General features: G+C 74.3%; 20 protein-coding genes, 2 tRNA genes and 1 other RNA gene. 5 read left to right on the top strand and 18 right to left on the bottom strand.

The window, feature by feature from the left end:
- Positions 1-27 precede the first annotated feature (27 nt).
- Positions 28-104: transfer RNA gene (locus tag ACYU8I_RS00580), tRNA-Pro, on the top strand.
- Positions 105-151: 47 nt separating this feature from the next.
- On the opposite strand, the gene chrA is transcribed toward ACYU8I_RS00580, so the two are convergent.
- Complete coding sequence (gene chrA, locus ACYU8I_RS00585; RefSeq protein ID WP_460836359.1) at positions 152-1,537, bottom strand: chromate efflux transporter; 1,386 nt, start codon at positions 1,535-1,537, stop codon at positions 152-154.
- 43 nt (positions 1,538-1,580) lie between these two features.
- Positions 1,581-2,966 carry a sensor histidine kinase gene (locus ACYU8I_RS00590; protein WP_460836360.1) on the bottom strand — a complete coding sequence of 462 codons (1,386 nt, stop codon included), beginning with the start codon at positions 2,964-2,966 and terminating at the stop codon, positions 1,581-1,583.
- A 207-nt stretch (positions 2,967-3,173) separates the two neighbouring features.
- Here ACYU8I_RS00590 and ACYU8I_RS00595 point away from each other — a divergent pair, with 207 nt between their 5' ends.
- The gene (locus ACYU8I_RS00595; protein WP_460836362.1) at positions 3,174-4,163 is read left to right on the top strand and encodes a hypothetical protein; all 990 of its coding nucleotides are present in this window, start codon (positions 3,174-3,176) and stop codon (positions 4,161-4,163) included.
- Positions 4,164-4,169: 6 nt separating this feature from the next.
- Here ACYU8I_RS00595 and ACYU8I_RS00600 read toward each other — a convergent pair whose 3' ends face one another.
- The 7 genes from ACYU8I_RS00600 to ffs form a co-directional block, all read right to left on the bottom strand.
- The gene (locus ACYU8I_RS00600; RefSeq protein ID WP_460836363.1) at positions 4,170-5,198 is read right to left on the bottom strand and encodes an aspartate-semialdehyde dehydrogenase; all 1,029 of its coding nucleotides are present in this window, start codon (positions 5,196-5,198) and stop codon (positions 4,170-4,172) included.
- A 24-nt stretch (positions 5,199-5,222) separates the two neighbouring features.
- Positions 5,223-6,500, bottom strand: a complete 1,278-nt coding sequence (locus ACYU8I_RS00605; RefSeq protein WP_460836594.1) for an aspartate kinase — start codon at positions 6,498-6,500, stop codon at positions 5,223-5,225.
- A gap of 113 nt (positions 6,501-6,613) precedes the next feature.
- Entirely contained in the window at positions 6,614-7,279 is a 666-nt protein-coding gene (locus ACYU8I_RS00610) for a DUF5063 domain-containing protein (RefSeq protein ID WP_460836364.1), read from the bottom strand.
- Positions 7,272-7,871 (bottom strand): recombination mediator RecR, encoded by a 600-nt coding sequence (gene recR / locus ACYU8I_RS00615; protein ID WP_460836365.1) that lies wholly within the window; start codon positions 7,869-7,871, stop codon positions 7,272-7,274. The genes ACYU8I_RS00610 and recR overlap by 8 nt, the downstream gene beginning before the upstream one ends.
- 11 nt (positions 7,872-7,882) lie before the next feature.
- Positions 7,883-8,356 (bottom strand): YbaB/EbfC family nucleoid-associated protein, encoded by a 474-nt coding sequence (locus ACYU8I_RS00620; protein WP_460836366.1) that lies wholly within the window; start codon positions 8,354-8,356, stop codon positions 7,883-7,885.
- A gap of 17 nt (positions 8,357-8,373) precedes the next feature.
- Positions 8,374-10,611, bottom strand: coding sequence for a DNA polymerase III subunit gamma and tau (locus ACYU8I_RS00625; protein ID WP_460836367.1), 2,238 nt, complete (start codon positions 10,609-10,611; stop codon positions 8,374-8,376).
- 79 nt (positions 10,612-10,690) lie between these two features.
- Positions 10,691-10,780: signal recognition particle sRNA small type (gene ffs, locus ACYU8I_RS00630), an RNA gene on the bottom strand.
- Between the two features lie 59 nt (positions 10,781-10,839).
- Here ffs and ACYU8I_RS00635 point away from each other — a divergent pair.
- Positions 10,840-10,924, top strand: a tRNA-Ser gene (locus tag ACYU8I_RS00635).
- 68 nt (positions 10,925-10,992) lie between these two features.
- On the opposite strand, the gene ACYU8I_RS00640 is transcribed toward ACYU8I_RS00635, so the two are convergent.
- The 5 genes from ACYU8I_RS00640 to ACYU8I_RS00660 all read right to left on the bottom strand — a co-directional run bounded on the left by ACYU8I_RS00640 (position 10,993) and on the right by ACYU8I_RS00660 (position 15,711).
- Positions 10,993-11,739: a serine aminopeptidase domain-containing protein gene (locus ACYU8I_RS00640; protein WP_460836368.1), complete on the bottom strand. Its 747-nt coding sequence runs from the start codon at positions 11,737-11,739 to the stop codon at positions 10,993-10,995.
- Positions 11,736-12,983: an ornithine--oxo-acid transaminase gene (rocD, locus tag ACYU8I_RS00645; protein ID WP_460836369.1), complete on the bottom strand. Its 1,248-nt coding sequence runs from the start codon at positions 12,981-12,983 to the stop codon at positions 11,736-11,738. Before rocD ends, ACYU8I_RS00640 begins: the two co-directional genes overlap by 4 nt.
- 76 nt (positions 12,984-13,059) lie before the next feature.
- Positions 13,060-14,550 (bottom strand): MFS transporter, encoded by a 1,491-nt coding sequence (locus ACYU8I_RS00650; RefSeq protein ID WP_460836370.1) that lies wholly within the window; start codon positions 14,548-14,550, stop codon positions 13,060-13,062.
- Between the two features lie 4 nt (positions 14,551-14,554).
- A complete protein-coding gene (locus tag ACYU8I_RS00655; protein WP_460836372.1) occupies positions 14,555-15,124 on the bottom strand; it encodes a TetR/AcrR family transcriptional regulator in 570 nt (189 codons plus the stop codon).
- 125 nt (positions 15,125-15,249) lie between these two features.
- Positions 15,250-15,711 carry a MarR family winged helix-turn-helix transcriptional regulator gene (locus ACYU8I_RS00660; RefSeq protein WP_460836374.1) on the bottom strand — a complete coding sequence of 154 codons (462 nt, stop codon included), beginning with the start codon at positions 15,709-15,711 and terminating at the stop codon, positions 15,250-15,252.
- Positions 15,712-15,784: 73 nt separating this feature from the next.
- Between ACYU8I_RS00660 and ACYU8I_RS00665 the strand changes: the two genes are divergently transcribed.
- Positions 15,785-16,162: a DoxX family protein gene (locus ACYU8I_RS00665; protein ID WP_460836375.1), complete on the top strand. Its 378-nt coding sequence runs from the start codon at positions 15,785-15,787 to the stop codon at positions 16,160-16,162.
- A gap of 305 nt (positions 16,163-16,467) precedes the next feature.
- Here ACYU8I_RS00665 and ACYU8I_RS00670 read toward each other — a convergent pair whose 3' ends face one another.
- The 3 genes from ACYU8I_RS00670 to ACYU8I_RS00680 are packed head-to-tail and all read right to left on the bottom strand — an operon-like array spanning position 16,468 to position 20,703.
- Complete coding sequence (locus tag ACYU8I_RS00670; RefSeq protein ID WP_460836376.1) at positions 16,468-17,844, bottom strand: NAD(P)/FAD-dependent oxidoreductase; 1,377 nt, start codon at positions 17,842-17,844, stop codon at positions 16,468-16,470.
- 47 nt (positions 17,845-17,891) lie between these two features.
- Positions 17,892-19,190 (bottom strand): aminotransferase class III-fold pyridoxal phosphate-dependent enzyme, encoded by a 1,299-nt coding sequence (locus ACYU8I_RS00675; RefSeq protein WP_460836377.1) that lies wholly within the window; start codon positions 19,188-19,190, stop codon positions 17,892-17,894.
- A gap of 10 nt (positions 19,191-19,200) precedes the next feature.
- A complete protein-coding gene (locus tag ACYU8I_RS00680) occupies positions 19,201-20,703 on the bottom strand; it encodes a CoA-acylating methylmalonate-semialdehyde dehydrogenase (protein WP_460836378.1) in 1,503 nt (500 codons plus the stop codon).
- Between the two features lie 86 nt (positions 20,704-20,789).
- Here ACYU8I_RS00680 and ACYU8I_RS00685 point away from each other — a divergent pair, with 86 nt between their 5' ends.
- The gene (locus ACYU8I_RS00685) at positions 20,790-22,295 is read left to right on the top strand and encodes a PucR family transcriptional regulator (RefSeq protein WP_460836379.1); all 1,506 of its coding nucleotides are present in this window, start codon (positions 20,790-20,792) and stop codon (positions 22,293-22,295) included.
- A 93-nt stretch (positions 22,296-22,388) separates the two neighbouring features.
- Here ACYU8I_RS00685 and ACYU8I_RS00690 read toward each other — a convergent pair whose 3' ends face one another.
- Positions 22,389-23,261 (bottom strand): oxygenase MpaB family protein, encoded by an 873-nt coding sequence (locus tag ACYU8I_RS00690; RefSeq protein ID WP_460836382.1) that lies wholly within the window; start codon positions 23,259-23,261, stop codon positions 22,389-22,391.
- Positions 23,262-23,431 lie beyond the last annotated feature (170 nt).

Consider the following 23,431-nt stretch of genomic DNA (forward strand, 5'->3'; position numbering starts at 1 on the left):
GGCCTCGGCTAGGATTCCGGAGGCCTTCGGGGTGTGGCGCAGCTTGGTAGCGCGCGTCGTTCGGGACGACGAGGCCGCAGGTTCAAATCCTGTCACCCCGACCAGTGCAGCACCGAGCTCCCCGCCAGACCCTGGCGGGGAGCTCGTGCGTTCAGACCGGCAGCTGCACGCCCAGCACGGCGAGGCCCAGCGCGGCGCACAGGCCGAGGGTCCGCAGCGGGCTCCAGCCCCGCGCGAACATCACCAGCAGCGCTACGGCGGTGATGGCGAAGGCGACCGGGTCGGCGGAGCCGAGCACCGGCACCTCGAGGCGCACCGGCCCCGCACCCACCACGGAGGTGTCGTCGAAGAGCGTGTGCAGCGCGAAGAACACCGCGAGGTTGGCGATCACGCCGACGACCGCGGCCGTGATGCCGGTCAGCGCGGTCGAGACGGCGCGGTTGCCGCGCAGCCGCTCGACGTACGGCGCGCCCAGCAGCACGAAGAGGAAGCACGGCACGAAGGTCACCCAGGTGACGAGCAGCGAGGCCAGCACCGCCGCGACCCAGGGGTCGAGGCTGCCGGGCTGGCGGTGGGCGCCGACGAACGCGACGAACTGCACGACCATGATCAGCGGCCCCGGCGTGGTCTCGGCGAGGGCGAGACCGCGCACCATCTCGCCGGGCGCGAGCCAGCCGTAGACACTGACCGCCTGCTGGGCGACGTACGCCAGCACGGCGTAGGCGCCGCCGAAGGTGACCACCGCGGCGCCCGAGAAGAACAGTCCCTGGTCGACGAAGACCGGGGTGGAGTCGACGAGCAGCGCGAACGCGAGCACGGGGGCGAACCACAGCACGACCCCGACCCCGGCCACGCCGAGCGAGCGGCGCCCCGAGGGCAGCGCGTGGTGCAGCGCGTCGTCGCTGATGATCGGGGGCGGGCCGTCGCCGGCGTCGCCGTGGGGCTTCGGGTCACCCAGACCCGGGACGCGTCGGCCGAGGAACCAGCCGGCCACGCCGGCCGCCAGGACGACCACCGGGAACGGCACCGCGAGCACCGTCAGCGCGACGAAGGCCGCCACTGCGAGGCCGACCAGCGCGCGGTGGTCGAGCGCCCGCTTCGCGACCCGGTGCACCGCCTGCACGACGATCGCGATGACCGCCGGGGCGACCCCGGCGAACAGCGCACCCACCACCGCGCTCTCGCCGAAGCGCACGTAGACGGCGGAGAGCACGAGCAGCGCCAGCGCCCCGGGGAGCACGAACAACCCCCCGGCGACCAGCCCGCCCCGGGTGCCGTTGAGCAACCACCCGGTGTAGATGGCGAGCTGCTGGGCCTCGGGACCGGGCAGCAGCATGCAGTAGTTCAGCGCGTGCAGGAAGCGGCGCTGTCCGATCCAGCGGCGCCGGTCGACGAGGTGGTGCTGCATGACCGCGATCTGCCCGGCCGGGCCGCCGAAGGTCTGCAGCGAGATCGCGAACCACGCCCGCGTCGCCTCGCGCAGCGGCACGACGTCGCCGCCGGTCGGGTGGTACGTCGCGGAGTCGTCGGTCGCCACGGCAGGCATCGAACCACGCGGCGGGCGCCCCGGTGGGTCCCGCTCAGGCCGTGGTCACGCCCTGCTCCGTCGCGGACGCGTACGGCGGGGTGTCCGCGCGTCGCTCGCCGGTGCCGCCGGCGAGGACCCGGGGACCGCGGGGAAACCGGACGCTGAAGCGACCGCCTCCCCCGGACCGGGCGCGGTAGCTGATCACACCGGCGTTGGCCTCGACGAGCGTCTTGACGATGTAGAGGCCGAGCCCGGTGCCGCGCTGCCGCCCGCGGCGGGCGTCCTCGGAGCGTGAGTAGCGGTCGAACAGCCGCGGCACGAACTCCTCGGGCACGCCGGTCCCGGAGTCCTCGATGAGCAGCTCGACGGTCTCGTCGTCGCTGCGCGAGCTGATCACGTACGGCGCCTCGCCGTACTTCGCCGCGTTGGAGACCAGGTTGGTCACCACCTGCTGCACGTGCTGCCGGTCGGCGACAGCGAGGACCGGCTCCAGCCCGGTCAGGTCGACCACCGCCAGCGGGTCGGCGAGGGAGCCGAGCACCCCCCGCACCAGCTCGTCGAGGCGCACGACGACGGGACGCGGCTGCAGCCCGTCGGCGTCGAGGGCGGACATGGTGAGGGTGCCCGAGAGCATCTCCTCCAGCGACTGCCCGGCGACGCCGATGCGGCGCACGAGGTCGCGGCGGTCGGGGTCGTCGAGGTCGTCCCAGGCGTCGAGGGTGAGCTCGACGTGACCGGTGATGACGGTGAGCGGCGCGCGGAGGTCGTGCGAGACCATGGCCATGAGGTCGGAGATCTCGCGGTGGGCCTGGGCCAGCGCCTCGTTGCTCGCCTCGGCCCGCGCCCGCTCGTCGCGCTCGCGGTCGAGGGCCTGCTCGGTGAACCTCCAGTAGGTCAGGCAGGCGATCGACTCGGCCAGCACGAAGGCGCCGTGGATCAGCGCGAACCACACCGGGTGCGCCATGGCGGCCGAGTGGTTGTAGACGTGCATGGGCATGAGCAGGCCCATGACGGCGTGGTGCGCGAGCACGAAGCCCATGGCGAGCAGGTACGGCGTCCAGAGCTGGTAGACCGACACCACGGCGATGACCACGAAGAAGTGGAAGTGCAGCTCGATGAGCCCGTCGAAGACGTGGATGGAGATCGCCGTGCTCAGCAGCAGTGCCGCGGTGGCCAGCGAGGCGAGCGCCGTGCGCCGCACCGGCAGCCGCCAGGCCGCGAGCGTGAGCAGCGCGACCCCGGCCGTGCCGGCGAACGACGTGAGGTCGGGCCGCTGCCACAGCGCCACGGCGACCAGCACCGGGACGTGGAGCGCGGCGAGCAGCACGATGCCGTGGTGGCGGGTCCGCCAGGACTCCTCCGGGAGCGCCCCGCCCCGCGGCAACAGCTCGAGCAGCCGACGTACCACCGGCGCCTGGGCAGCGCTCGCCTGGGCCACGGGCCCTCCTCGACCATCAGTGACTGGGACGCGGCCCCGGAGCTCGCGTCGCTCACCCTAGGGACCCTGCTGGGGGCCGTCCGGTGAACAGGGGTGCTCGGACGCCTGGACCAGACCGCTGCCAATCCGTACGTTTCGACACGACTTCGGGTGCTCACGACGCCGGACTTCCTGCGGTCGCACCGACCAGCGTGGCACCATGCGGCCATGGCCGACGGCGACGAGGACACCCCGGGGCGGGACACCGCAGGACCCGACCTCGAGCTGCCGTCGCTGTTCCGCCGTCGCAAGGACAAGCGGGGTCGTCGCGGCGGCCAGCAGCCCGCTGGCGGCACGAGCGACGCACCCGTCGCCGAGGACCCGGCCACGACCGAGGCCACCGAGGAGCTGCCCGTCACCGCGGCCCCCGTGGGTGCCGATGCCCCCACCCAGCCGCTGCGTCCCGTCCCGGGGGCCACCCGACGGCCACCCCCCGCCGCGCCACCCGCCCCACCCACGTCACGCGACCCCCAGCCCGAGCAGGGGCCCGAGCCCGAGCCTCCTGCGACCGAGCAGCCCGTGGCCGAGGAGACGCCCCCGTCCCGGCCGCCGCGGCCCACCGGTCCGCCGCCGGCCCCGCGCCGCCGCGGCCCGGACATGACGTGGACGGAGCCCCGCTCCGAGCCGACGCCCGCCGCGGAGACCACCGAGGCCCCGGGCCGGGTCGCGGTCGCCGAGGCGCCCGGCCCCACCAGGGCCGAGCAGCCCGAGGACGAGTCCGTGGGCACCGGACGTCGGCTGCCACGGCCCTCGCTGCCCTCGATCGACCTCCGCGTCCCCGCGCTCTCGCCGCGGCTCGCCGCCGCCGTCGTCGGCGTCGCCGTCGCGCTGACCGGCATCGTCCTGGTGTGGCTGTCGCTGCAGGCCTGCACCACCGTGCGCGGCGTGAGCTCGTGCGGGGGCATCGGCCTGCTCGCCATCGTGCTGACGCTCGTCGCGCAGGGCGCCGTCGGCACCATCCTGCTCGGCGTGCTCGGGGTCGCCCAGCAGCGCAGCACCGCCGTGCTGGGGGTCGGCATCGCGTCGTTCGTCGCGATGCTGCTGCTCTACGCCAGCCTGCCCGGCCTGTGGCTGAGCGTGGGCCTGCTCGTGGTCACCCCGGTCGCGTTCGTGCTGGCCGAGGGCGTCACGAGCGGACGCCTGACCGGCTCGTCGTAGCGCGGCTCAGCGCGCGACGAGCAGCTCGGCGATCTGCACGGTGTTGAGCGCGGCCCCCTTGCGGAGGTTGTCGTTGCTGACGAACAGCGCGAGGCCACGGTCGCCGGGCACGCCCTCGTCCTGACGGATGCGGCCGACGTACGACGGGTCCTTGCCCGCGGCGAGCAGCGGGGTCGGGATGTCGGTCAGCTCGACGCCGGGGGCGCCGCGGAGCAGCTCCTGGGCGCGCTCCACCGGCAGGGCCGAGGCGAACTCGGCGTTGATCGCCAGCGAGTGGCCGGTGAACACGGGCACGCGCACGCAGATGCCGGAGACGAGCAGCTCGGGCAGGCCGAGGATCTTGCGCGACTCGTGGCGCAGCTTCTGCTCCTCGTCGGTCTCGGAGAGACCATCGCGCACGAGCGAGCCCGCGAAGGGCAGCACGTTGTAGGCGATGGTGCGGGCGTACGTCGACGGGGCCGGGAAGGCGACCGCCTCGCCGTCGTAGGCGAGCTCGCGGGCCTTGTCGCCGGCCGCCTCGACCTGGGAGGCGAGCTCCTCGACGCCCTTGACCCCCGAGCCGGAGACCGCCTGGTAGGTCGACGCGATGAGGCGGGTCAGCCCGGCCTCGTCGTGCAGCGGCTTGAGCACCGGCATCGCGGCCATGGTGGTGCAGTTGGGGTTGGCGACGATGCCGCGCGGGATCGACGACAGCGCGTCGGGGTTGACCTCGCTCACGACGAGGGGCACGTCGGCGTCGCGGCGGAAGGCCGAGGAGTTGTCGACCACGGTCACGCCGGCGTCGGCGAAGCGCGGCGCCTGGGCCCGGGACGTGGTGGCGCCGGCCGAGAACAACGCGACGTCGAGGCCGGTGGGGTCGGCGGTGGCGACGTCCTCGACGGTGACCTCGCGGTCACCAAAGGGCAGCACGGTGCCCGCCGAGCGGGCGGAGGCGAAGAAGCGGACCTCCTCGGCGGGGAAGCCCCGCTCGAGGAGGATCTGGCGCATGGCGACGCCCACCTGTCCGGTGGCGCCGACGATGCCGATGCGAGCCATGTCTGTGGGTTCCCTTCGGTGGCGCTAGCGGCCGGTGCCGCCGTAGACGACGGCCTCGACCTCGTCGGCGTCGAGCTCGAAGGCGGTGTGCGTCGCGGCGACGGCCGCGTCGACGTCGCCCTCGTCGACGACCACGGAGATGCGGATCTCGGAGGTGGAGATCATGCCGATGTTGACCCCGGCCTCGGCCAGGCAGTTGAAGAACTTGGCGGTGACGCCCGGGTGGGAGCGCATGCCGGCCCCGATGAGCGAGACCTTGCCGATCTTGTCGTCGTAGATCAGCGAGTCGAAGCCGATGGTGCCCTTGAGCGCGTGCAGCGCCTGCATCGCGGTCTGCCCGTCGGTGCGCGGCAGGGTGAAGGAGATGTCGGTGAGGTTGGTGGCCGCCGCCGAGACGTTCTGCACGATCATGTCGAGGTTGATCTGCGCGCGGGACAAGGCGTCGAAGATGCGCGCGGCCTCGCCGACCTTGTCGGGCACGCCGACGACCGTGATCTTGGCCTCGCTGCGGTCGTGGGCGACGCCGGCGATGATCGCCTGCTCCATGGTGGCCTCCTGGTGGTGCTCGTCCTCGATGCTGCCGGCCACGACGGTGCCGTGGAGCTGGCTGAAGGACGACCGGACGTGGATCGGGATGTCGTAGCGGCGGGCGTACTCGACGCAGCGCAGGTGCAGGATCTTCGCGCCGCAGGCCGCGAGCTCGAGCATCTCCTCGTAGGTGACGCGGTCGAGCTTCTTGGCGGTCGGCACGATGCGGGGGTCGGCGGTGAAGACGCCGTCGACGTCGGTGTAGATCTCGCAGACGTCGGCGTGCAGCGCCGCGGCCAGCGCGACCGCGGTGGTGTCGGTGCCGCCGCGACCCAGGGTGGTGATCTCCTTGGTGTCCTGGCTGACGCCCTGGAAGCCCGCCACGATCACGATGTGGCCGTCCTCGAGCGCGTGGGTGATGCGACCCGGGGTGACGTCGATGATCTTGGCCTTGCCGTGCACCGAGTCGGTGATGACGCCGGCCTGCGAGCCGGTGAACGACTGGGCGGTGAAGCCGAGGTCGGAGATCGCCATGGCGACCAGCGCCATCGAGATGCGCTCGCCCGCGGTCAGCAGCATGTCGAGCTCGCGGGCCGGCGGCACCGGGCTGACCTGGTTGGCGCGGTCGAGGAGGTCGTCGGTGGTGTCACCCATGGCGGAGACCGCGACGACGACGTCGTTGCCCTGCTTCTTCGCCTCGACGATGCGTCGCGCCACCCGCTTGATGGCGGCGGCGTCGGAGAGCGAGGAGCCGCCGTACTTCTGCACGACGATGGGCCGCCGCTGCTCGGCGGTGGACGTGGCGACCACGGGAGGACCTCGATGGCTCGACTGCTGGACGGACGGTCCGCCGGACGGACCACCCCGGAGTCTACGGGCGCGCGGCGTCAGCCCCGACCGGTGTCCACGACCTCCGACCCCAGCTGCGCGTCGAGCTCGCCGGCCTCGAGGGCGTCGGCGACCTGCAGCTGCTCGCTCTCGCCGACCACGTCGCGGTCGAGCCGGCTGTGGGCGACCACCGAGTGCAGTGCCGACTGCACGCCGCAGGCCGCGGTGCCCCACGACGCGAGGTAGGAGTACTGCCACCACCACAGCGCCTCGAGCACGTCGCCCTGCCGGAAGTGGCGCAGGCCGTTGGCGACCTCGGCCGCGATCGCCGTGACGTCGTCGGAGATCTGGCTGGGCACCGTCTCGGGGTCGTAGGGCTCGAAGTTGAGCGCGTAGGTGTCGATGCCCCCGAGCTCGTCGGCCAGGCGCAGGCGCATGGCGTCGAGGTCGGGGTCGGGACCGACGTCGGGCTGGTACTGCTGCTCGGGGGTGAAGTCGACCTGCACCCCCAGCCGCGCGCCCGCCAGCAGCAGCTGGCTGACCTCGAGCAGCAGCAGGGGCACGGCCGCGCCCTCGGCCTCGCCGTGCGAGATGGCGCGCACCCCGACGAGGAACGCCTCGACGGCGTCGGCGACCTGCTGGGCGAGGTCGCCGACGGTCTCGTCGTACGGCGTCGGTCCGCCGCTCTTGGTGGTCTCGCTGGTGGTGCCGGAGTGCTCAGTCACCGGTCGATCTCCTTCCTGCGAACGCCCGGCCGAGCGTCACCTCGTCGGCGTACTCGAGGTCGCCGCCGACCGGCAGGCCACTGGCCAGCCGGGTCACCTGCAGCTCGAGCGTGCGCAGCAGCCGGGAGAGGTACGCCGCCGTGGCGTCGCCCTCGATGTTGGGGTCCATGGCGAGTATCACCTCGGTCACCTCGCCGTCGGCCAGCCGGCCGAGCAGCTCGCGGATGCGCAGCTGGTCGGGCCCGATGCCCGCCAGCGGCGAGATCGCACCCCCGAGCACGTGGTAGCGGCCGCGGAACTCGCGGGTGCGCTCGATCGCGACGACGTCCTTGGGCTCCTCGACCACGCAGATCAGCGTCGGGTCGCGCCGTGGGTCGGTGCAGATGCGGCAGCGCTCGGACTGCGAGACGTTGCCGCAGGTGAGGCAGAAGGTGGCCTTGGCCTTCATCTCCTGCATCGTCGTCGCCAGCCGCCGGACGTCGTCGGGGTCGGCCGCGAGCAGGTGGAAGGCGATGCGCTGCGCGCCCTTGGGCCCGACGCCGGGGAGCCGGGCCAGCTCGTCGATGAGGTCCTGCAGGACGCCTTCGTACACGCGTGGGCCGCCTAGAAGCCCATCGGGCGTCGCGGCTCGTCGCCGCCGCCACCGAAGAGGCCGCCGAGGTCGAACCCACCTCCGCCGCCGGTCGCGTCGCCGCCGGCGAAGGGGCCGAGCGCCTGGGCCGCGAGGTCGTCCACCCGGCCCTTGGCGTCGCGGTAGGCGGCCACGACGAGGTCGCCGAGGTCGGTCCAGGACTCGTCGTCGTCGGCCTGCGCGGCGCCGGGGGTGATGTCGACCGCGGTGAGGGTGCCGGTGCCGTCGAGGGTGACCGTGACGCCACCCGCGCTGCCCTGCACGGTCGTCTCGGCGAGCTCCTGCTGCGCCTGCACCAGCTGGCTCTGCATGGCCTGCGCCTGCTCCAGCACCGCGCCGAGGTCGAAGCCGCCGAAGGGGTTGCCGCCCTGGTCGCCCCCCTGGTCGCCCGGGAGGGGCTCAGGGGTCTGCGCGCGGTCGGGGTGCTCGTCGGGGGTCTGCGTCATGTCAGTCAGTCTCCGGGTCAGTGGGGGGTCTCGTCGATGACGGTCGCTCCGAGCTCGCGCTGCAGCAGCTCGGCGGAGTCGAGGCCGTCGTCGGCGGACGTCGGGTCGTCACGGTCGGCGTCGGCGTCGAGGTCGGGCCCCGGGGGTGGGGCCTCGCCGACCGGGCGCTCGGCGGCGCGGGCCAGCGAGGCACGGGCCTCCTCGGCCGCGGCGGGCCGGACCGGTCGGGGCGCGGGCACCTCGTCGACGGGGGCCTCCGGCGGAGGGGGTACGGCGGGTCGCGTCACCCGCGGCTGCCCGCCCGGCTCGGTCGACGGGTCGACCGCCGTCTCGATCCGCCAGTCGGCCCCGACCACCTCGATGGCCGCCTGCCGCAGGATCTCCTCGCTGCCGCCGCCGAGGAACGACTCACGCGCGCCGGCGTTCTTGAAGCCGATGGTCAGGGTGCTCGCGTCGACCGACAGCACCTGGGCGTTCTGGCTGAGCAGGATCCACGTGAAGCGCCGCATCGTCTTGACCTGCTCGAGCAGGTCGGGCCACAACCGCCGCACCTCGGCCAGCCCCAGCCGCCCCGGGCCCTGGGTCTCCGTGGCCTCGACAAGCTCGACCGACGAGGGGGCCGCAGGCGCCTCCGACCGGCTGGTCTCGACAGGCTCGACCGACGAACGGGCGGCAGGCGCCTCCGCTCCCTGAGGAGCCTGCGAGGGACGAGCAGTCGTCCCCTCCGCTCCCTGAGGAGCTTGCGAGGGACGAGCAGGCGTCTCGAAGGGCGCCCCCGGCTCGGCCTGCGTGGTCTCGACAGGCTCGACCGACGAACGGGCCGCCGGCGCTCCCTCCGCTCCCTGAGGAGCCTGCGAGGGACGAGCAGGCGCCCCCTCCGCTCCCTGAGGAGCCTGCGAGGGACGAGCAGGCGTCTCGAAGGGCGCCCCCTCCGGCTCCGACCGGGTGGCCTCGACGGGCTCGGGCGACGAGGTGGCAGGGGCCTGCGCCGCCCCCCGGGCTGCCTCCCGGGCCGCCTCGCGCGGATCGGCTGTCGGTGGCGGCTCGGCCCGGACGGGAGCAGCAGCGGCAGCCGCGCCTCCCCCGCTCACGTCGAGACGGCGCTCGACCTTCTCGAGCCGCGCCGCGAGGCCGAGCTCACCGGCGTCGGCACCGGGGAGCAGCACCCGCGCGCAGAGCAGCTCGAGCAGCAGCCGGGGCGTGGTGGCGCCGCGCATCTCGGTCAGGCCGGCGGCCACGAGGTCGGCCGCCCGCACCAGCCCGGCGCGGCCGAACCGCGCCGCCTGGGCGACCAGCCGCTCGGCCTGCTCGTCGGGCGCGTCGACCAGGCCCGAGGCGTGGGCGCCGGGCACGGCGCTGACGATGACGAGGTCGCGGAGCCGGCGCAGCACGTCCTCGGTGAAGCGGCGGGGGTCCTGACCGGTCTCGATGACCTTGTCGACGACCCCGAAGACACCGGCCCCGTCGTGGGCCGCGAAGGCGTCGACGACCTCGTCGAGCAGGTTGTCGGGGGTGTAGCCGAGCAGCGAGGTGGCGACGTCGTACGTCACCCCGTCGGGCCCCGCGCCGCCGAGCAGCTGGTCGAGCACCGACAGCGAGTCGCGCGCGGAGCCGGCGCCCGCGCGGACGACGAGCGGCAGCGCCGCCGCGTCGATCGGCACGCCCTCGCGCTGGCACAGGTCGGCGAGGTGGTCGGAGAGCACCTTGGGCGGGATCAGCCGGAACGGGTAGTGGTGGGTGCGCGAGCGGATGGTCGCGATGACCTTCTCGGGCTCGGTGGTGGCGAAGATGAACTTCAGGTGCTCCGGCGGCTCCTCGACCAGCTTGAGCAGCGCGTTGAAGCCCTGCGAGGACACCATGTGGGCCTCGTCGATGATGTAGACCTTGTAGCGGCTGCTGACCGGCGAGAAGAACGCCCGCTCGCGCAGGTCGCGGGCGTCGTCGACGCCGCCGTGGCTGGCCGCGTCGATCTCGATGACGTCGACCGAGCCGGGGCCGCCCCGCGCGAGGTCGCGGCAGCTCTGGCACTCGCCGCACGGGTCGGAGATCGGCGCCTGCTCGCAGTTGAGCGCGCGCGCCAGGATGCGCGCGCTCGTCGTCTTGCCGCACCCGCGGGGGCCCGAGAAGAGGTAGGCGTGGTTGACCCGGTTGTTGGCCAGCGCCTGGCGCAGCGGCGCGGTCACGTGGTCCTGCCCGATCACCTCGGCGAAGGTCTCCGGCCGGTAGCGGCGGTAGAGGGCGAGGGAGGCCTGCACGCGGCCACCCTAACCAGCGCCGCCGACAGTCCCGACCGGCCCGGGAGCAGACCCGGCTGTCGTCGGGGCCCGGGCATGCAAAGGCCCCCCGCGCACCCGGTAGAGCCCACCTGCCCTTGCTGCCTTCCGGCCCTGGGGGATTCAGTGAGATGCCGCCGCACGGGGGGTTGGGAGAACCATATGAGGTCCGTTGTGACGACGCGAACCCGGACCGGTAACCTCTCCCGCGGAGGATTCGCCTAGTGGCCTATGGCGCTCGCTTGGAAAGCGGGTTGGGTTAACGCCCTCAGGGGTTCGAATCCCCTATCCTCCGCCGCTGATCGGGGAGGATCGTCCGCACCAGGTGCCGGCGGTCCTCCCCGTTGCTCGTCGCGCGGTGTCTCAGGCGCCGTCCCACCACGCCACCACCCGGTCGACGACCGAGGCGGGCGAGCGGGCCCAGGCGAGGTGGTCGTTGCTGGCGCCGGTGGGCACCTCGGCGTGGCGGCGGTGCCAGCGGGTGACGTACGCCGGCTCGAAGAAGCGGTCGGCGAAGGCATCGACGGCCCGTCGCGGGGCGAGTCCGTCGTCCTCGAGGCTGACCAGCAGCGACGGCGCGGCGACGCGCCCGTCGGAGGGGAACGGCGTGCGGCCGGTCACGGCCATGCGGCCCCACTCGCGCATCAGGGTGCGGGCGCCCGGGGCCCCGAAGGCGGGCGGCGGGAGGTAGCCGCGCACCGCGGTGAGCACCGGCACGGCGACACCCCCCATGAGGGCAATCTGTGGGCCGCGCCACGGCCACAGCACGTGGTGCGGCAGGCAGCCACCGACCGTGACGAGGCCGTCGGCCGGCGTCGCACCGAGCTGGTGGGCTAGCGACAGCTGGCCGCCCAGGCTGTGCCCGAGGAGCACGACCGGGCGGTCGGGGTCCTCGGTGCGTGCGGCGCCGACGGCCTCGGTGACGACGGCGACCTCGTCGGCGTACGACCAGTCGTGCCGCCGGCTCGCGCGCGGCTGACCGGGCTCGAAGCCCCGTCGGGGCAGGGCCGACGCCTCCCAGCCGTGCTCACGGAACGCCTCGAGCACCGGCCGGTAGTAGCGCGAGCCGACCGCCATCGCCGGCGCGACGAGGACGAGCGGCGCGCTCACCCCAGGCGCGAGCGCAGGTCGGCGACGACCTCGCGCACCTGCGTCAGCCCCCAGACGAGGTCGTCGCGCTCGATGGTCAGCGGCGGCGAGATGCGGATGGTCGAGCCGTGGGTGTCCTTGACGAGGACGCCGCGCTCGGCGAGCGCCTCGCACAGGTCGCGGCCGGTGCCGAGCGCAGGGTCGACGTCGAGCCCGGCCCACAGGCCGTGCACCCGCAGGCCCACGAGCCCCTCGCCGACCAGCGGCTCGAGCTCCTCGCGCAGCACGGCCTCGAGCTCGGCGGCACGCGCCTGCGGCTCTCCGCTGTGCAGCAGGCCGAGCACGGCGCGACCGACGGCGACGGCGAGCGCGTTGCCGCCGAAGGTGCTGCCGTGGCTGCCCGGCGTCAGCACGCCGAGCACGTCGCGGTCGGCGGCGACCGCCGAGAGGGCGACGATGCCGCCGCCGAGGGCCTTGCCGAGGATGTACATGTCGGGCACGACGTCCTCGTGGTCGCAGGCGAAGGTGCGGCCGGTGCGGCCGAGGCCCGACTGGATCTCGTCGGCGATCATCAGCACCTCGCGCTCGTTGCAGACGCGACGCACCTCCTGCAGGTAGCCGGTCGGCGGCACGACCACGCCGGCCTCGCCCTGCACCGGCTCGACGAGCACCGCGACGACGGTGTCGTCGATGGCGGCCTCGAGCGCGGCCGCGTCGCCGTACGGCACGGCCCTGAAGCCGGGCGTGTAGGGGCCGTAGTAGTTGCGCGCGGCGTGGTCGCCGGAGAAGGAGACGATGCTGATCGTGCGGCCGTGGAAGTTGCCGTCCATCACGATGATCGTGGCCTGCTCGTCGGGCACGCCCTTGACCTCGTAGCCCCAGCGGCGCGCGACCTTGAGCGCGGTCTCGACGCCCTCGGCGCCGGAGTTCATCGGCAGCACGAGGTCCTTGCCGGTCAGCTCCGAGAGCTCGGCGCAGAACGGGCCCAGCAGGTCGTGGTGGAAGGCCCGGCTGGTCAGCGTGAGCCGGTCGAGCTGGTCCTTGGCGGCCTGCACCAGGTCGGGGTGGCGGTGGCCGAAGTTGAGCGCGGAGTACGCCGCCAGGAAGTCGAGCCAGCGGCGGCCCTCGTCGTCGCTCACCCAGGCGCCCTCACCGTGGCTGACCTCGACGGCCAGCGGGTGGTAGTTGCGGGCTCCGTGCACGTCCTCGAGCTGCGAGGGCGTCGCCTGCAGCGAGGTGGTGTCGGGGCAGACGTCGGTGGTCATGCGGCTCCTCCGTGTGTTCGACAGGGGTCTCCCCCAGTGTGGCCGCGCGACGGGGCGGCGCAAACCCGTCGACCGCTCAGTGCTCGAGCTCGGCCAGGTCGAGGTCGGCGGGCAGCAGCCGCCGCACGACGTACGCCGCCACGAGCATCAGCAGGCCGCCGGCGAGGCCGACCCAGGCGAAGGCGTCGGTGTACGCCGCCTGGGCCGCGGCCGCGACCGGGGTGTCCAGCGCGAGCGCGAGCGACTCCCGCGCGGCGGGTGACGCCGACTCGGGCAGGTGGGCGCGGTAGAGCGCGGCGCTCAGCCCGCCCAGCACGCTGATGCTGATGACGGCACCGAGCTCGTAGCAGATCTCCTCGACCGCGGCCGCGGAGCCGACCTGGTGGCGGGGCGCGCTGCCCATGATGAGCGCCGAGGCCAGCGCGAGCGCGCCGGTGCCGAGACCGACCAGGCCGAGGGCGACGCCGACCATCCAGTACGGCATCGGCCGCGGCAGGAAGAACAGCAGCAGCGGACCGGCGGCGAGCAGCAGCAGGCCGAGCACGACCGCCCCACGACCGCCGATGCGCGTGGCGAGCGCGGGGGCCAGCGGCGACGCGACGAGGCCGGCGACCGCCAGGGGCAGCAGCGCGACGCCCGCCAGCAGCGGACCGAAGCCCTCGACGAGCTGGAGCCACTGCGAGCCGACGAACAGCAGCGCCATCATGGTGATGCTGGACGCCAGCGCCGCCACGACACCGGCGCGGAAGAGCGGGTGCTCGAACAGCGAGACGGCCAGCATGGGGTCGCGCTGCCGCAGGCTGCGGCGTACGAACGCGGTCAGCAGCGCGGCGCCGGCGACCAGGCAGCCGATCGCCAGCAGGTCGACGCCGTGCTTGCCGACCTCCTTGATGCCGAAGACGAGCGCGACCATGCCGCCGACCGACAGCACGACGCCGGCGGGGTCGATGCGGCCCGAGCGGTCGGAGCGGCTCTCCGGCAGCAGCACCAGGCCGGTCGCGATCGCGACCACCATCAGCGGCACGTTGACGAGGAACGCCGCGTGCCAGCTCCAGACCTCGAGCAGCGCACCCCCGACGACCGGGCCGACAGCCGCGCCGACCGAGGCCATCGCGGCCCAGATGCCGAGGGCGTACGCCCGCTCCTGGGGGTCGGTGAAGAGCGTGCGGATGAGCGACAGCGTCGACGGCATGATCATCGCCCCGCCCAGGCCCAGGGCGACGCGCAGCGCGATGACGGTGGCGGCCGAGTCGACCCACAGCACGACGGTCGAGGCGACGGCGAAGATCGCGAAGCCGGTGAGCAGCATCCGCTTGCGCCCCACCCGGTCGGCGAGCGCGGTGACCGGCACCAGCAGGCCCGCGAGCACGAGCGGGTAGGCGTCGACGACCCACAGCTGCTGCAGCGCGGTCGCGCCGGTCTCGGCCGACAGCTCGGGCAGCGCGACGTTGAGGATCGTCATGTCCATCACGACGACCAGCAGGCTCGCGGCGAGCACGGCCAGGCCCGCCCAGCGGCGGGGGTGCCCCGTCGGAGCGGGGGTGCGGGTGAGGGGTGTGGCGGTCACGGTGTCACGGCTTTCCCGGAGCAGCGGCTCCGTCGAGGAAGAAGGAGGAGACGACGGCGTCGAGGTCGCGTCGGGGTACGTCGCCCGCGCGCAGGGCGTCGCGCGCGGCGACCAGCAGGCCGTAGCAGGCCTGCGACAACCAGCGGGGGCTGACGTCGTCGCGCAGCACGCCCGCCGACTGCAGGGAGGCGAAGAGCTCGATCTCGCGCTCGGCGAGCGCCTCGCCGCGCCTGACGAGACCCGGCTCGGTGAGCATGAACTGGTCGGTCAGCCCGAAGCCGAAGTCGTCGGAGTCCTCGAGGTACTGGCCCAGCAGCGTCACGAGCGTGCCGCGCAGCCGGTCGGGGTCGTCGCTGCTGCAGACGTCCTCGATCCGGGCAGCGTCGAGCCGCTGCTCCCAGCGGTCGAGCGAGCGGGTGCCGATCTCGGTCAGCAGGTCCTCGCGGCCCGAGAAGTGGCGGTGCAGCGTCGCCCGTCCGATCCCGGCCGCGGCCGCGACGTCGGCCATCGAGCTGGTCGGGTCGAAGTTCAGCCGCCGCTGGGCAGCGGCCAGGATCTCCTCGCGCCTCGACATGCGACACCTCCGTCTCGAACGAGACATCAATGTCTCATGCGGGACAGTGATGTCTCAACCCGCGCCGGACTCGCGTCGAGTCGTGTGCCTGAGGGGGCGCCCCAGCGCCCTCTCAGGCACACGACTCAGCACCCGGGGGCGAGGCCGCCCTCGAGGGCCGCACCGATCTCGCGCAGCTGGACGACCTGCTCGCGCGACAGTCGGTCCACGACGACACGACGGGCCTCGGCGACGTGACCGGGAGCGGTCGCGAAGACCTTGTCCCAGCCGGCGCTCGTCAGGACCGCGAGCGTGGCGCGGCCGTCGTCGGGGTCGGGTCGGCGCTGGACCCACCCGGCGCGCTCGAGCCGCGACACCACACGCGAGAGGTGCGACAACGACACGCTCGCCCGGCTGCCGAGCAGGCTCAACCGGGCCGTCCGCTCCGGCGCCATCGACAGCCAGGAGAGCACCTGCCACTCGGCGAGGCTCACGCCCGCGTCGCGCTGCAGCTGGCCGTCGAGCCGCTGCGGGAGCCAGGTCGCCACCTTGAGCAGCGTGATCCAGGCGTCGCGCTCGTCGTCGTCGAGCCAGCGGGGGTCGCTCACGGCCCCTACGTTACTTGACGCAGAAACTTTCCTGCGATTCACTTTCTGTGTCAACCAAAATTGAGGAGCACCCGTGAACACCGTCCTGTGGATCGTCGCCGCCGTCCTCGCCGTCGCCATGCTCGGCGCCGGCGGCATGAAGCTCGCTCGCTCACGCGACCAGCTGCGCGAGGCCGGCATGGGGTACGTCGACGACTTCTCGCCCGGCGCGGTCAAGACCATCGGCGCCCTCGAGGTGCTGGGTGCTGTCGGCCTGGTGGTGCCGCCGCTCGTCGGTGTCGCCGAGTGGCTCGCCCCGCTCGCCGCCCTCGGCCTGCTCGTGACGATGGTCGGAGCGGTGGTCGTCCACGTCCGCCGCGGCGAGACCAACGCCCTCGTCCCGCCGGTCGTGCTCGGCGTGCTCGCAGCCGTCGTCGCCATCGGCCGGTTCGGCCCCTATCCGTTCGGCTGAGCGCCGCATCCCCTGGCCACCCAGGGCTGGTCGAGGTGCACCGAGCCCCTGGGCGAGGCGCCGCGAGACCCGGTGACCCGGTCGCGGCGCCCACCTCCCCGGGTCTCGAGGCTCGGGCCCGGCGGCCCTCGCACCTCGACCAGCCCTGACCCGGGAGCGAGACGGCCCCGCAACCCGCTCCGACGGTCCACGTCTCGCAGGATCACGGACCCGATCCACGTGCGAGACGTGGACCGGACTGGCTCGAGAGCGGCGCCCACCTCCCCGGCTCTCGGGGCTCGCACCTCGACCAGCTCGCGAGGGGTCTACTCGTGCAGGCCGGCGAGGCGGGAGCCGAGGCGGGCGGGGAGGGCGGTGCGGGTGGAGCCGCGCGACTCCTCCCAGCGGTCGGCGGCGGCGAAGAGGCGGTACATCCCGTGGATGCCCAGCCAGCGCAGCGGCTCGGGCTCCCAGTCGCGGGCGACGTGGTCGTTCCACGGCAGCGCGGTGAGCGGCGTACGGCGCCCGTGGAGGCGGTCGACGAGGGTGCGGGCGGCGAGGTGGGTGGCGGTGACGCCGTGGCCGGCGTACCCCTGGACGCCGCCGACCCGGGTGACCGGGTCGAAGCGCACGCTGGCGCACCAGTCGCGGGTGACGCCGATCGCGCCGCGCCAGGCGTGGGCGAGCGGCAGGTCGAGCCCGGGGAAGAACGACGCCAGCCGGTCACGCAGCACCGCGACGGTGCGGTCGTCGACCCGGCCCTCGCCCGGCAGCCCCGAGCCGAACGCGTACGGCGTGCCGCGGCCGCCGATCGCGATGCGGTCGTCGTCGGTGCGCTGGGCGTAGACGAAGACGTGCGCGGCGTCGGAGACGCACTCGCGGCCGGCCCAGCCGATCCGGTCCCAGGTCGCGACGGGCAGCGGCTCGGTCACGACCATCGACGAGCTCACCGGCACCAGCGACCGGCCGCCGAGGAGGGCCGCGGAGTAGGCCTCGGTGCACACGAGCACGTCGCGCGCCGTCACCGGTCCGCGCGTCGTGATGACGACGCCGGGCGCCACGGAGGTCACGCGGGTGTGCTCGACGACCTGGGCGCCGAGGCGGCGTACGACGGCGGCCAGCCCCTGCACCATGCGAGCGGGGTCGACGCGCGCGGTGGCCGGGACCAGGAGCCCCCCGGCAAGCCCGTCAACGGCCACGCGCTCGCGGGTCTCGGCCGGCCCCAGCAGGTGCACCTCGTCGTCGCGCATCCCGAAGCGCAGGTGTGCCGCGTGCCCGGCGCGGAGCCGGGCGAGCTGGGCGCCGGTGCGGGCGACCTGCAGCTGCCCACCCCGCACCTGCCCCGCCTCGACACCCTCCCGGTCGAGCACGTCGAGCACCTCGCCGACGGCGTCGACCAGCGCGCGCTGCAGCGAGCGCACCGGGCCGACCCCGGCGCGACGGGCGTAGACCTCGCGGTTGCCCGGCACGAGCGTCGAGAGCCAGCCGCCGTTGCGGCCGGACGCGCCGTACCCGACGTGCTCGGCCTCCAGCACCAGCACGCTCGTGGAGGGGTCCTGCGACAACGCGTGGTACGCCGTCCACAGCCCGCTGAGCCCGCCCCCGACCACGACCAGGTCGGCCTGGTCGGGCAGGTCGGTCCTCGGCCCTTCGTGACGCGCTCGTTCCTCGCGCTCCTCAGGGACCGGGAGGGCACGGGCCATCCAGTGGGAGACCTCCCCGTTGCGCACCCCGACCGACCCCGACCGACTCAGCCGAGCAGCTCGTCGCCGGCCTTGAGGGCGCGGTCGAGGATGTCGAGGCCCTCCTGCGCCTCGGCGGCGGTGGTGGTGCACGGCGGCACCAGGTGGATCCGGTTCGCCGTGGCGAAGGGCAGCAGGCCGAGGCTCTTGCAGGCCGCCATCACCGGGCCCATGTCCATCGGCGCCTTGGTGCCGCGGTCGTGGACGAGCTCGACGGCCCAGAACACCCCCAGCCCGCGTACCTCGCCGACGCACGGGTGGCGCTCGGCGATGGCGGCCAGCCCGGGGCCGATGACGTCGGCGCCGAGGGCCGCCGCGTGCTCGACGACGCCGTCGTCGGCCATCGCCTCGAGCGTCGCCACGGCGGCGGCCGCGGCGAGCGGGTGGCCGGAGTACGTCAGCCCGCCGGGGTAGGCGCGGTGGTCGAAGACCGCGGCGACGTGGTCGGCGATCGCGACGCCGCCCATCGGCACGTAGCCGGAGTTGACGCCCTTGGCGAAGGTGACCAGGTCGGGACGCACGCCCCAGTGGTCGAGGGCCAGCCAGGCGCCGGTGCGGCCGAAGCCGGCCATCACCTCGTCGAGCACGAGCAGCACGCCGTGCTCGTCGCAGAGGCGGCGCACGCCGGCGAGGTAGCCCGGCGGCGGCACCATCACGCCCGCGGTGCCCGGCACCGTCTCGAGCAGGATCGCGGCCACCGTCGACGGGCCCTCGGCCTCGAGCGTGCGGCGCAGGTGCTGCAGCGCGCGCTCCTCCTCCTCGGCCTCGGTCTCGGCGTGGAACTCCGAGCGGTAGAGGAACGGTCCGAAGAACCGCGAGATGCCCGCCGCACCCTGGTCGTTGGGGAAGCGTCGCGGGTCGCCGGTGAGGTTGATCGCGGTCTGGGTGCCGCCGTGGTAGCTGCGGTACGCCGTCAGCACCTTCGGCCGGCCCGTCGCCAGGCGCGCCATCCGGACGGCGTGCTCGTTGGCGTCGGCGCCGCCGTTGGTGAGGAAGACCTTCTCGATGCCGTCGGGCATGCGCTCAGCGATCAGCCGCGCCGCCTCGGACCGGGCGGCGTTGACGTGGGCGGGCGCCACCGTGCACAGCGTGGCCGCCTGCCGCTGGATCGCCTCGACCACCCGCGGGTGCTGGTGGCCGAGGTTGGTGAAGACGAGCTGGGAGGAGAAGTCGAGGTAGGAGCGTCCCTCGGCGTCCCAGACGGTCGAGCCCTCGGCCGAGGTGATCTCCATCGGCGAGATCTCGGCCTGGGCTGACCAGGAGTGGAAGACGTGCTTGCGGTCGAGCTCGTGGGCGCGCGTGGTCATGGCCGCCTCCTCAGGCGTTGGTCGGGAAGCCGAGGTCGACGCCGCCGTGGCTGCTTCGACCACGGGGGTCGAGCCACCGCGCTGTCACGACCTTGCCCCGGGTGAAGAAGTGGACGCCCTCGGTGCCGTGGGCGTGCGAGTCGCCGAAGAGGCTGTGCTTCCAGCCGCCGAAGGAGTAGTAGGCCATCGGCACCGGGACCGGCACGTTGACGCCGACCATGCCGACCTCGACCTCGTTCGCGAACCGTCGGGCGGCCCCGCCGTCGTTGGTGAAGATCGCGGTGCCGTTGCCGTAGGGGTTGGCGTTGACCAGCGCGAGCGCCTCGTCGTACGTCTCGACGCGCAGCACGCTGAGCACCGGCCCGAAGATCTCGTCGGCGTAGACGCTCATGTCGGGGGTGACCTGGTCGAGCAGCGTCGGGCCGACGAAGAACCCCGCCCCGTCGGCGTCGGCCTGCACGTCGCGGCCGTCGACCACGACCTTGGCGCCGGCCGCCTCGCCCGCCTCGACGTACGACGACACGCGCTCCTGCGCCGCGCGGGTCACCAGCGGGCCCATGTCGCAGCCGCGGGTGCCGTCACCCGTGCGCAGCGCCTCGGTCCGCTCGCGGATCTTGTCGACGAGCGTGTCGCCGATCCCGCCGACGGCGACGAGCGCCGAGATCGCCATGCAGCGCTCGCCCGCCGAGCCGTAGCCGGCGTTGACGGCTTGGTCGGCGGCGAGGTCGAGGTCGGCGTCGGGCAGCACGACCATGTGGTTCTTGGCGCCGCCGAGTGCCTGCACGCGCTTGCCGTGGCGGGTGCCGGTCTCGTAGACGTAGCGCGCGATCGGGGTCGAGCCGACGAAGCTGACGCTCGTGATGCCGGGGTGCTCGAGCAGCGCGTCGACGGCCTCCTTGTCACCGTTGACGACGTTGAAGACGCCGTCGGGCAGGCCTGCCTCGCGCCACAGCTCCGCCAGCCACAGCGCCGCGCTCGGCACCTTCTCGCTGGGCTTGAGCACCACGGTGTTGCCCGCGGCGATCGCGACCGGGAAGAACCACATCGGCACCATGGCCGGGAAGTTGAACGGACTGATGATCGCCACCGGCCCCAGCGGCTGGCGCACGGAGTGGGTGTCGACGCCGGTCGAGGCGTTCTCGGTGAAGCCGCCCTTGAGCAGGTGCGGCATGCCGCAGGCGAACTCGACGACCTCGCGGCCGCGCGCCACCTCGCCCTGGGCGTCGGAGAGCACCTTGCCGTGCTCGGCGGTGATGATCGCGGCGAGCTCGTCGCTACGGGCGTTGAGCAGCTCGCGGAAGCGGAAGACGACCTGCGTGCGGGCGGCCAGGGAGGTGTCGCGCCAGCCCCGGTACGCCGCCTCGGCCGCGGCCACCGCCGTCCCGACCTCGGCGGCGTCGGCCAGCGCCACCTGCGCGCTGACCTCGCCCGTCGCGGGGTTGGTGACCTCGGCGGTGCGGCCGCTGCCGTCCGTCGGCCGGCCGTCGATCCAGTGCCCGATGCTCGTCGTCATGGCGCGAGCCTGCGGCGCGCCCTGCGCCTCGCGCCAGGGACGGACCGTCGCTCTCCACGGCATCCGTACGACAGACTGTCGTGGTGATGACCGTCGCGCAGGTGCTGGCCGCCGAGCCGGTCGCGCGCGCCGAGCCCGAGGTGCTGGCGGGCCAGGACGCCCTCGACGTCGAGGTGCGGTGGGTGCACGTGAGCGACCTGCCCGACGTGGCCGGCCTGCTCGACGGGGGCGAGCTGCTGCTGACGACTGGGGGCTTCCTGCACGCCCCGCACGCCGAGGCCGAGCTCGACCGGCTCGTCGACGGCGGCGCCGCCGGGGTCGTGGTCGAGCTGGGCGGCCGCTCGCTGCGCCCTGACGTCGTACGACGTGCCCGGGACCGGGGCTGGCCGCTGATGGTGCTGCACGGTCGCACCCGCTTCGTGGAGGTGACCGAGCTGGTGCACCGCGACCGGGTCGCCTCCGAGCTCGCCGGGGTGGCGTTCGCGGCCGACGTCCACACCACCTTCACCGCGCTGGCCCTGCGCCGCTCCGACCGGGCCGCGGTGGTCGACGCCGCCGCCGACCTGCTCGGCTCCCCCGTGGTGCTGGAGGACCAGCGGCGCCGCGTGCTCGCCGCCGGCGGCTCCTCCGCCACGCTGCTCGACGACTGGGAGCGGCGCTCCCGGCTCGCCACGTGGCGCGGCGGCACGGCCGTCGTCGGCCCGGAGTCGTGGACCACCACGGTCGTCGGCGTGCAGGGGCGGGTCTGGGCCCGGCTGGTCGCCCCCCGCGATCGCGACAGGCGGGCCGCGGTGGTGCTCGAGCGCGCAGCGCAGGCGCTCGAGCTCGGCCGCATGATCGAGCGCGACGACGTCGCCACCGAGCTCCGGCTGCACGGCAGCCTGCTCGCCGACCTGCTCGTCGGACGGCTGGCGACCGAGGCCGACGCGCTGGCCGGGCTCCGCGCCGTCGGCCTGCGGCCCGCAGCGGCGTACGTCGGCCTGGTCGCCGTCGGCGGCGTCGACGGGCTCCGGCGCGCGCTGCGGACGGCCGGCCTCGACGTCCTGGCCGCCGAGCTCGACGACGGCCGCGTCGGGGCGCTCGTGCCGCTCGGGTCGCTCGACGCCCTCGACCGGGTGCGCACCGACGGGGTCGTCGCGGCCGGCGAGGTGGTCGACCGGCTCGTCGACGTGCCCGGCTCGCTGCGCGCCGCCCGCACGGTCGCCGACGTGGCCGTCGACCTGCCGCCGCGCCCGGGCGTCGTGCGCCACGCCGACGTACGGCTGCACGGCCTGCTCGCCGCGCTGGGTGACACGCCCGCGCTGTCGGCCTTCGTCGACGCCGAGCTCGGCCGGGTGCTCGCCCACGACGCCCGCCACGGCACCGACCTGCTGGGGCTGCTGCGCGCCCACCTCGACGCCGGCGGCAACGTCACCGCCCTGGCCCGCGCGACCCACCGCAACCGCTCGTCGCTCTACCCCGCCCTCGACCGGCTCGCCGAGGTCGTCGGCCACCCCCTCGACTCCCCCGCCTCGCGCACCTCCCTCGCCGTCGCGCTGCTCGCCCACGACCTCGGCCGGGCGGGTGGGGGGCGTCGGCGGGGCCGCACGTGACGCCACCGAGTGGTCCCCAGGACGGCTGCACGATCCTCGCGACGGGGTGTCACGTGCCGCGCCGCGCCCGTTGGCGCGTCCGGCGGGCAGGGGTCAGGCGCGGTCGCCGGGGCGGCGGTCGGTGAGGCCGGCCATGCCCCAGCGGACGAGACCGGTCGCGACGGCACCGGCGCCCGAGGCGACCGGCACCGCCGGGCCGTGGACGGGCAGCAGCAGCTGGCGCCGGGCCCAGGCCGGCAGCAGCGCGATGCCGCCGGCCGCGATCAGGGCGTAGCCGGGGCGGGCGAGCACCGGCACGGGCGGGTTGAGCAGCATGAAGCGCGAGGCCTCGCGGGCGGCCTTGGTGAGGCGCAGCTCGGGCCGGTAGGCCTCCAGGCAGGCCTCCAGCGACGCGACGTCGTCTGGCAGGTCGGTGGCCCCGAGCCGGGAGGCCGCGACGTTGGTCTGCCGCACGAAGAGGTCGGCCTCGTCGTCGGTCAGGGGCGTCGCGGCGTACGCCTGGTAGGCCCGCAGGAACGACCAGACCTCGGCGACGTGCACCCAGCGCAGCAGGTGGGGGTCGTCGGCGGCGTACGGGACGCCGCGCTCGTCGACCCCGCGCACCCGGCGGTGCACCGACCGGACGACGGCGATGGACTGTTCGGCCGCCTCGACGGTGCCGAAGGTGGTGGTGGCGAGGTAGAGGCTGGTGCGCTGCAGCCGGCCCCACGGGTCGCCGCGGTAGCCGGAGTGGCCGGCGACGCCCGCCATCGCGCTCGGGTGCAGCGACTGCAGCAGCAGTGCGGCGATCCCGCCGGGGAACATCGCGGCGTCGGCGTTGACCCGCCACACGGGGTCGTCGGCGGTGAACCACCGCTCTCCCTCGGCCTCCCAGATCGCCCGCGCCTTCTCCGGGGCGTCGTCACCCGCGACGCGCGAGCGCAGCGCGAGGCCGAGCCGCCGCTGCATGGGGCTGAGGAGGTCCACCTCCTCGACGGTACCCAGCCCGCGGGAGGCGGACCCCGCGCTCGGCCGGGCGGGCGCCGGGTCAGACCGCCACGTCGCCGTCGTCGACTTTTCGAACGAAACGCTCCTCGTCGCGAGAGATCCGACCGATCAGCACCTGCCGCCCCGGCGTGTCGGGGCCGTTTCGTTCG

The organism is Nocardioides marmoraquaticus, from assembly GCF_054777915.1.

Excerpts from the sequence above, each read along its gene's own strand:
- ACYU8I_RS00595 (WP_460836362.1), top strand. The coding sequence starts at position 3,174 with ATGGCCGACGGCGACGAGGACACCCCGGGGCGGGACACCGCAGGACCC.
- ACYU8I_RS00600 (WP_460836363.1), bottom strand. The coding sequence starts at position 5,198 with ATGGCTCGCATCGGCATCGTCGGCGCCACCGGACAGGTGGGCGTCGCC.
- ACYU8I_RS00620 (WP_460836366.1), bottom strand. The coding sequence starts at position 8,356 with ATGACGCAGACCCCCGACGAGCACCCCGACCGCGCGCAGACCCCTGAG.
- rocD (WP_460836369.1), bottom strand. The coding sequence starts at position 12,983 with ATGACCACCGACGTCTGCCCCGACACCACCTCGCTGCAGGCGACGCCC.
- ACYU8I_RS00655 (WP_460836372.1), bottom strand. The coding sequence starts at position 15,124 with ATGTCGAGGCGCGAGGAGATCCTGGCCGCTGCCCAGCGGCGGCTGAAC.
- ACYU8I_RS00670 (WP_460836376.1), bottom strand. The coding sequence starts at position 17,844 with ATGGCCCGTGCCCTCCCGGTCCCTGAGGAGCGCGAGGAACGAGCGCGT.
- ACYU8I_RS00675 (WP_460836377.1), bottom strand. The coding sequence starts at position 19,190 with ATGACCACGCGCGCCCACGAGCTCGACCGCAAGCACGTCTTCCACTCC.
- ACYU8I_RS00680 (WP_460836378.1), bottom strand. The coding sequence starts at position 20,703 with ATGACGACGAGCATCGGGCACTGGATCGACGGCCGGCCGACGGACGGC.
- ACYU8I_RS00685 (WP_460836379.1), top strand. The coding sequence starts at position 20,790 with ATGACCGTCGCGCAGGTGCTGGCCGCCGAGCCGGTCGCGCGCGCCGAG.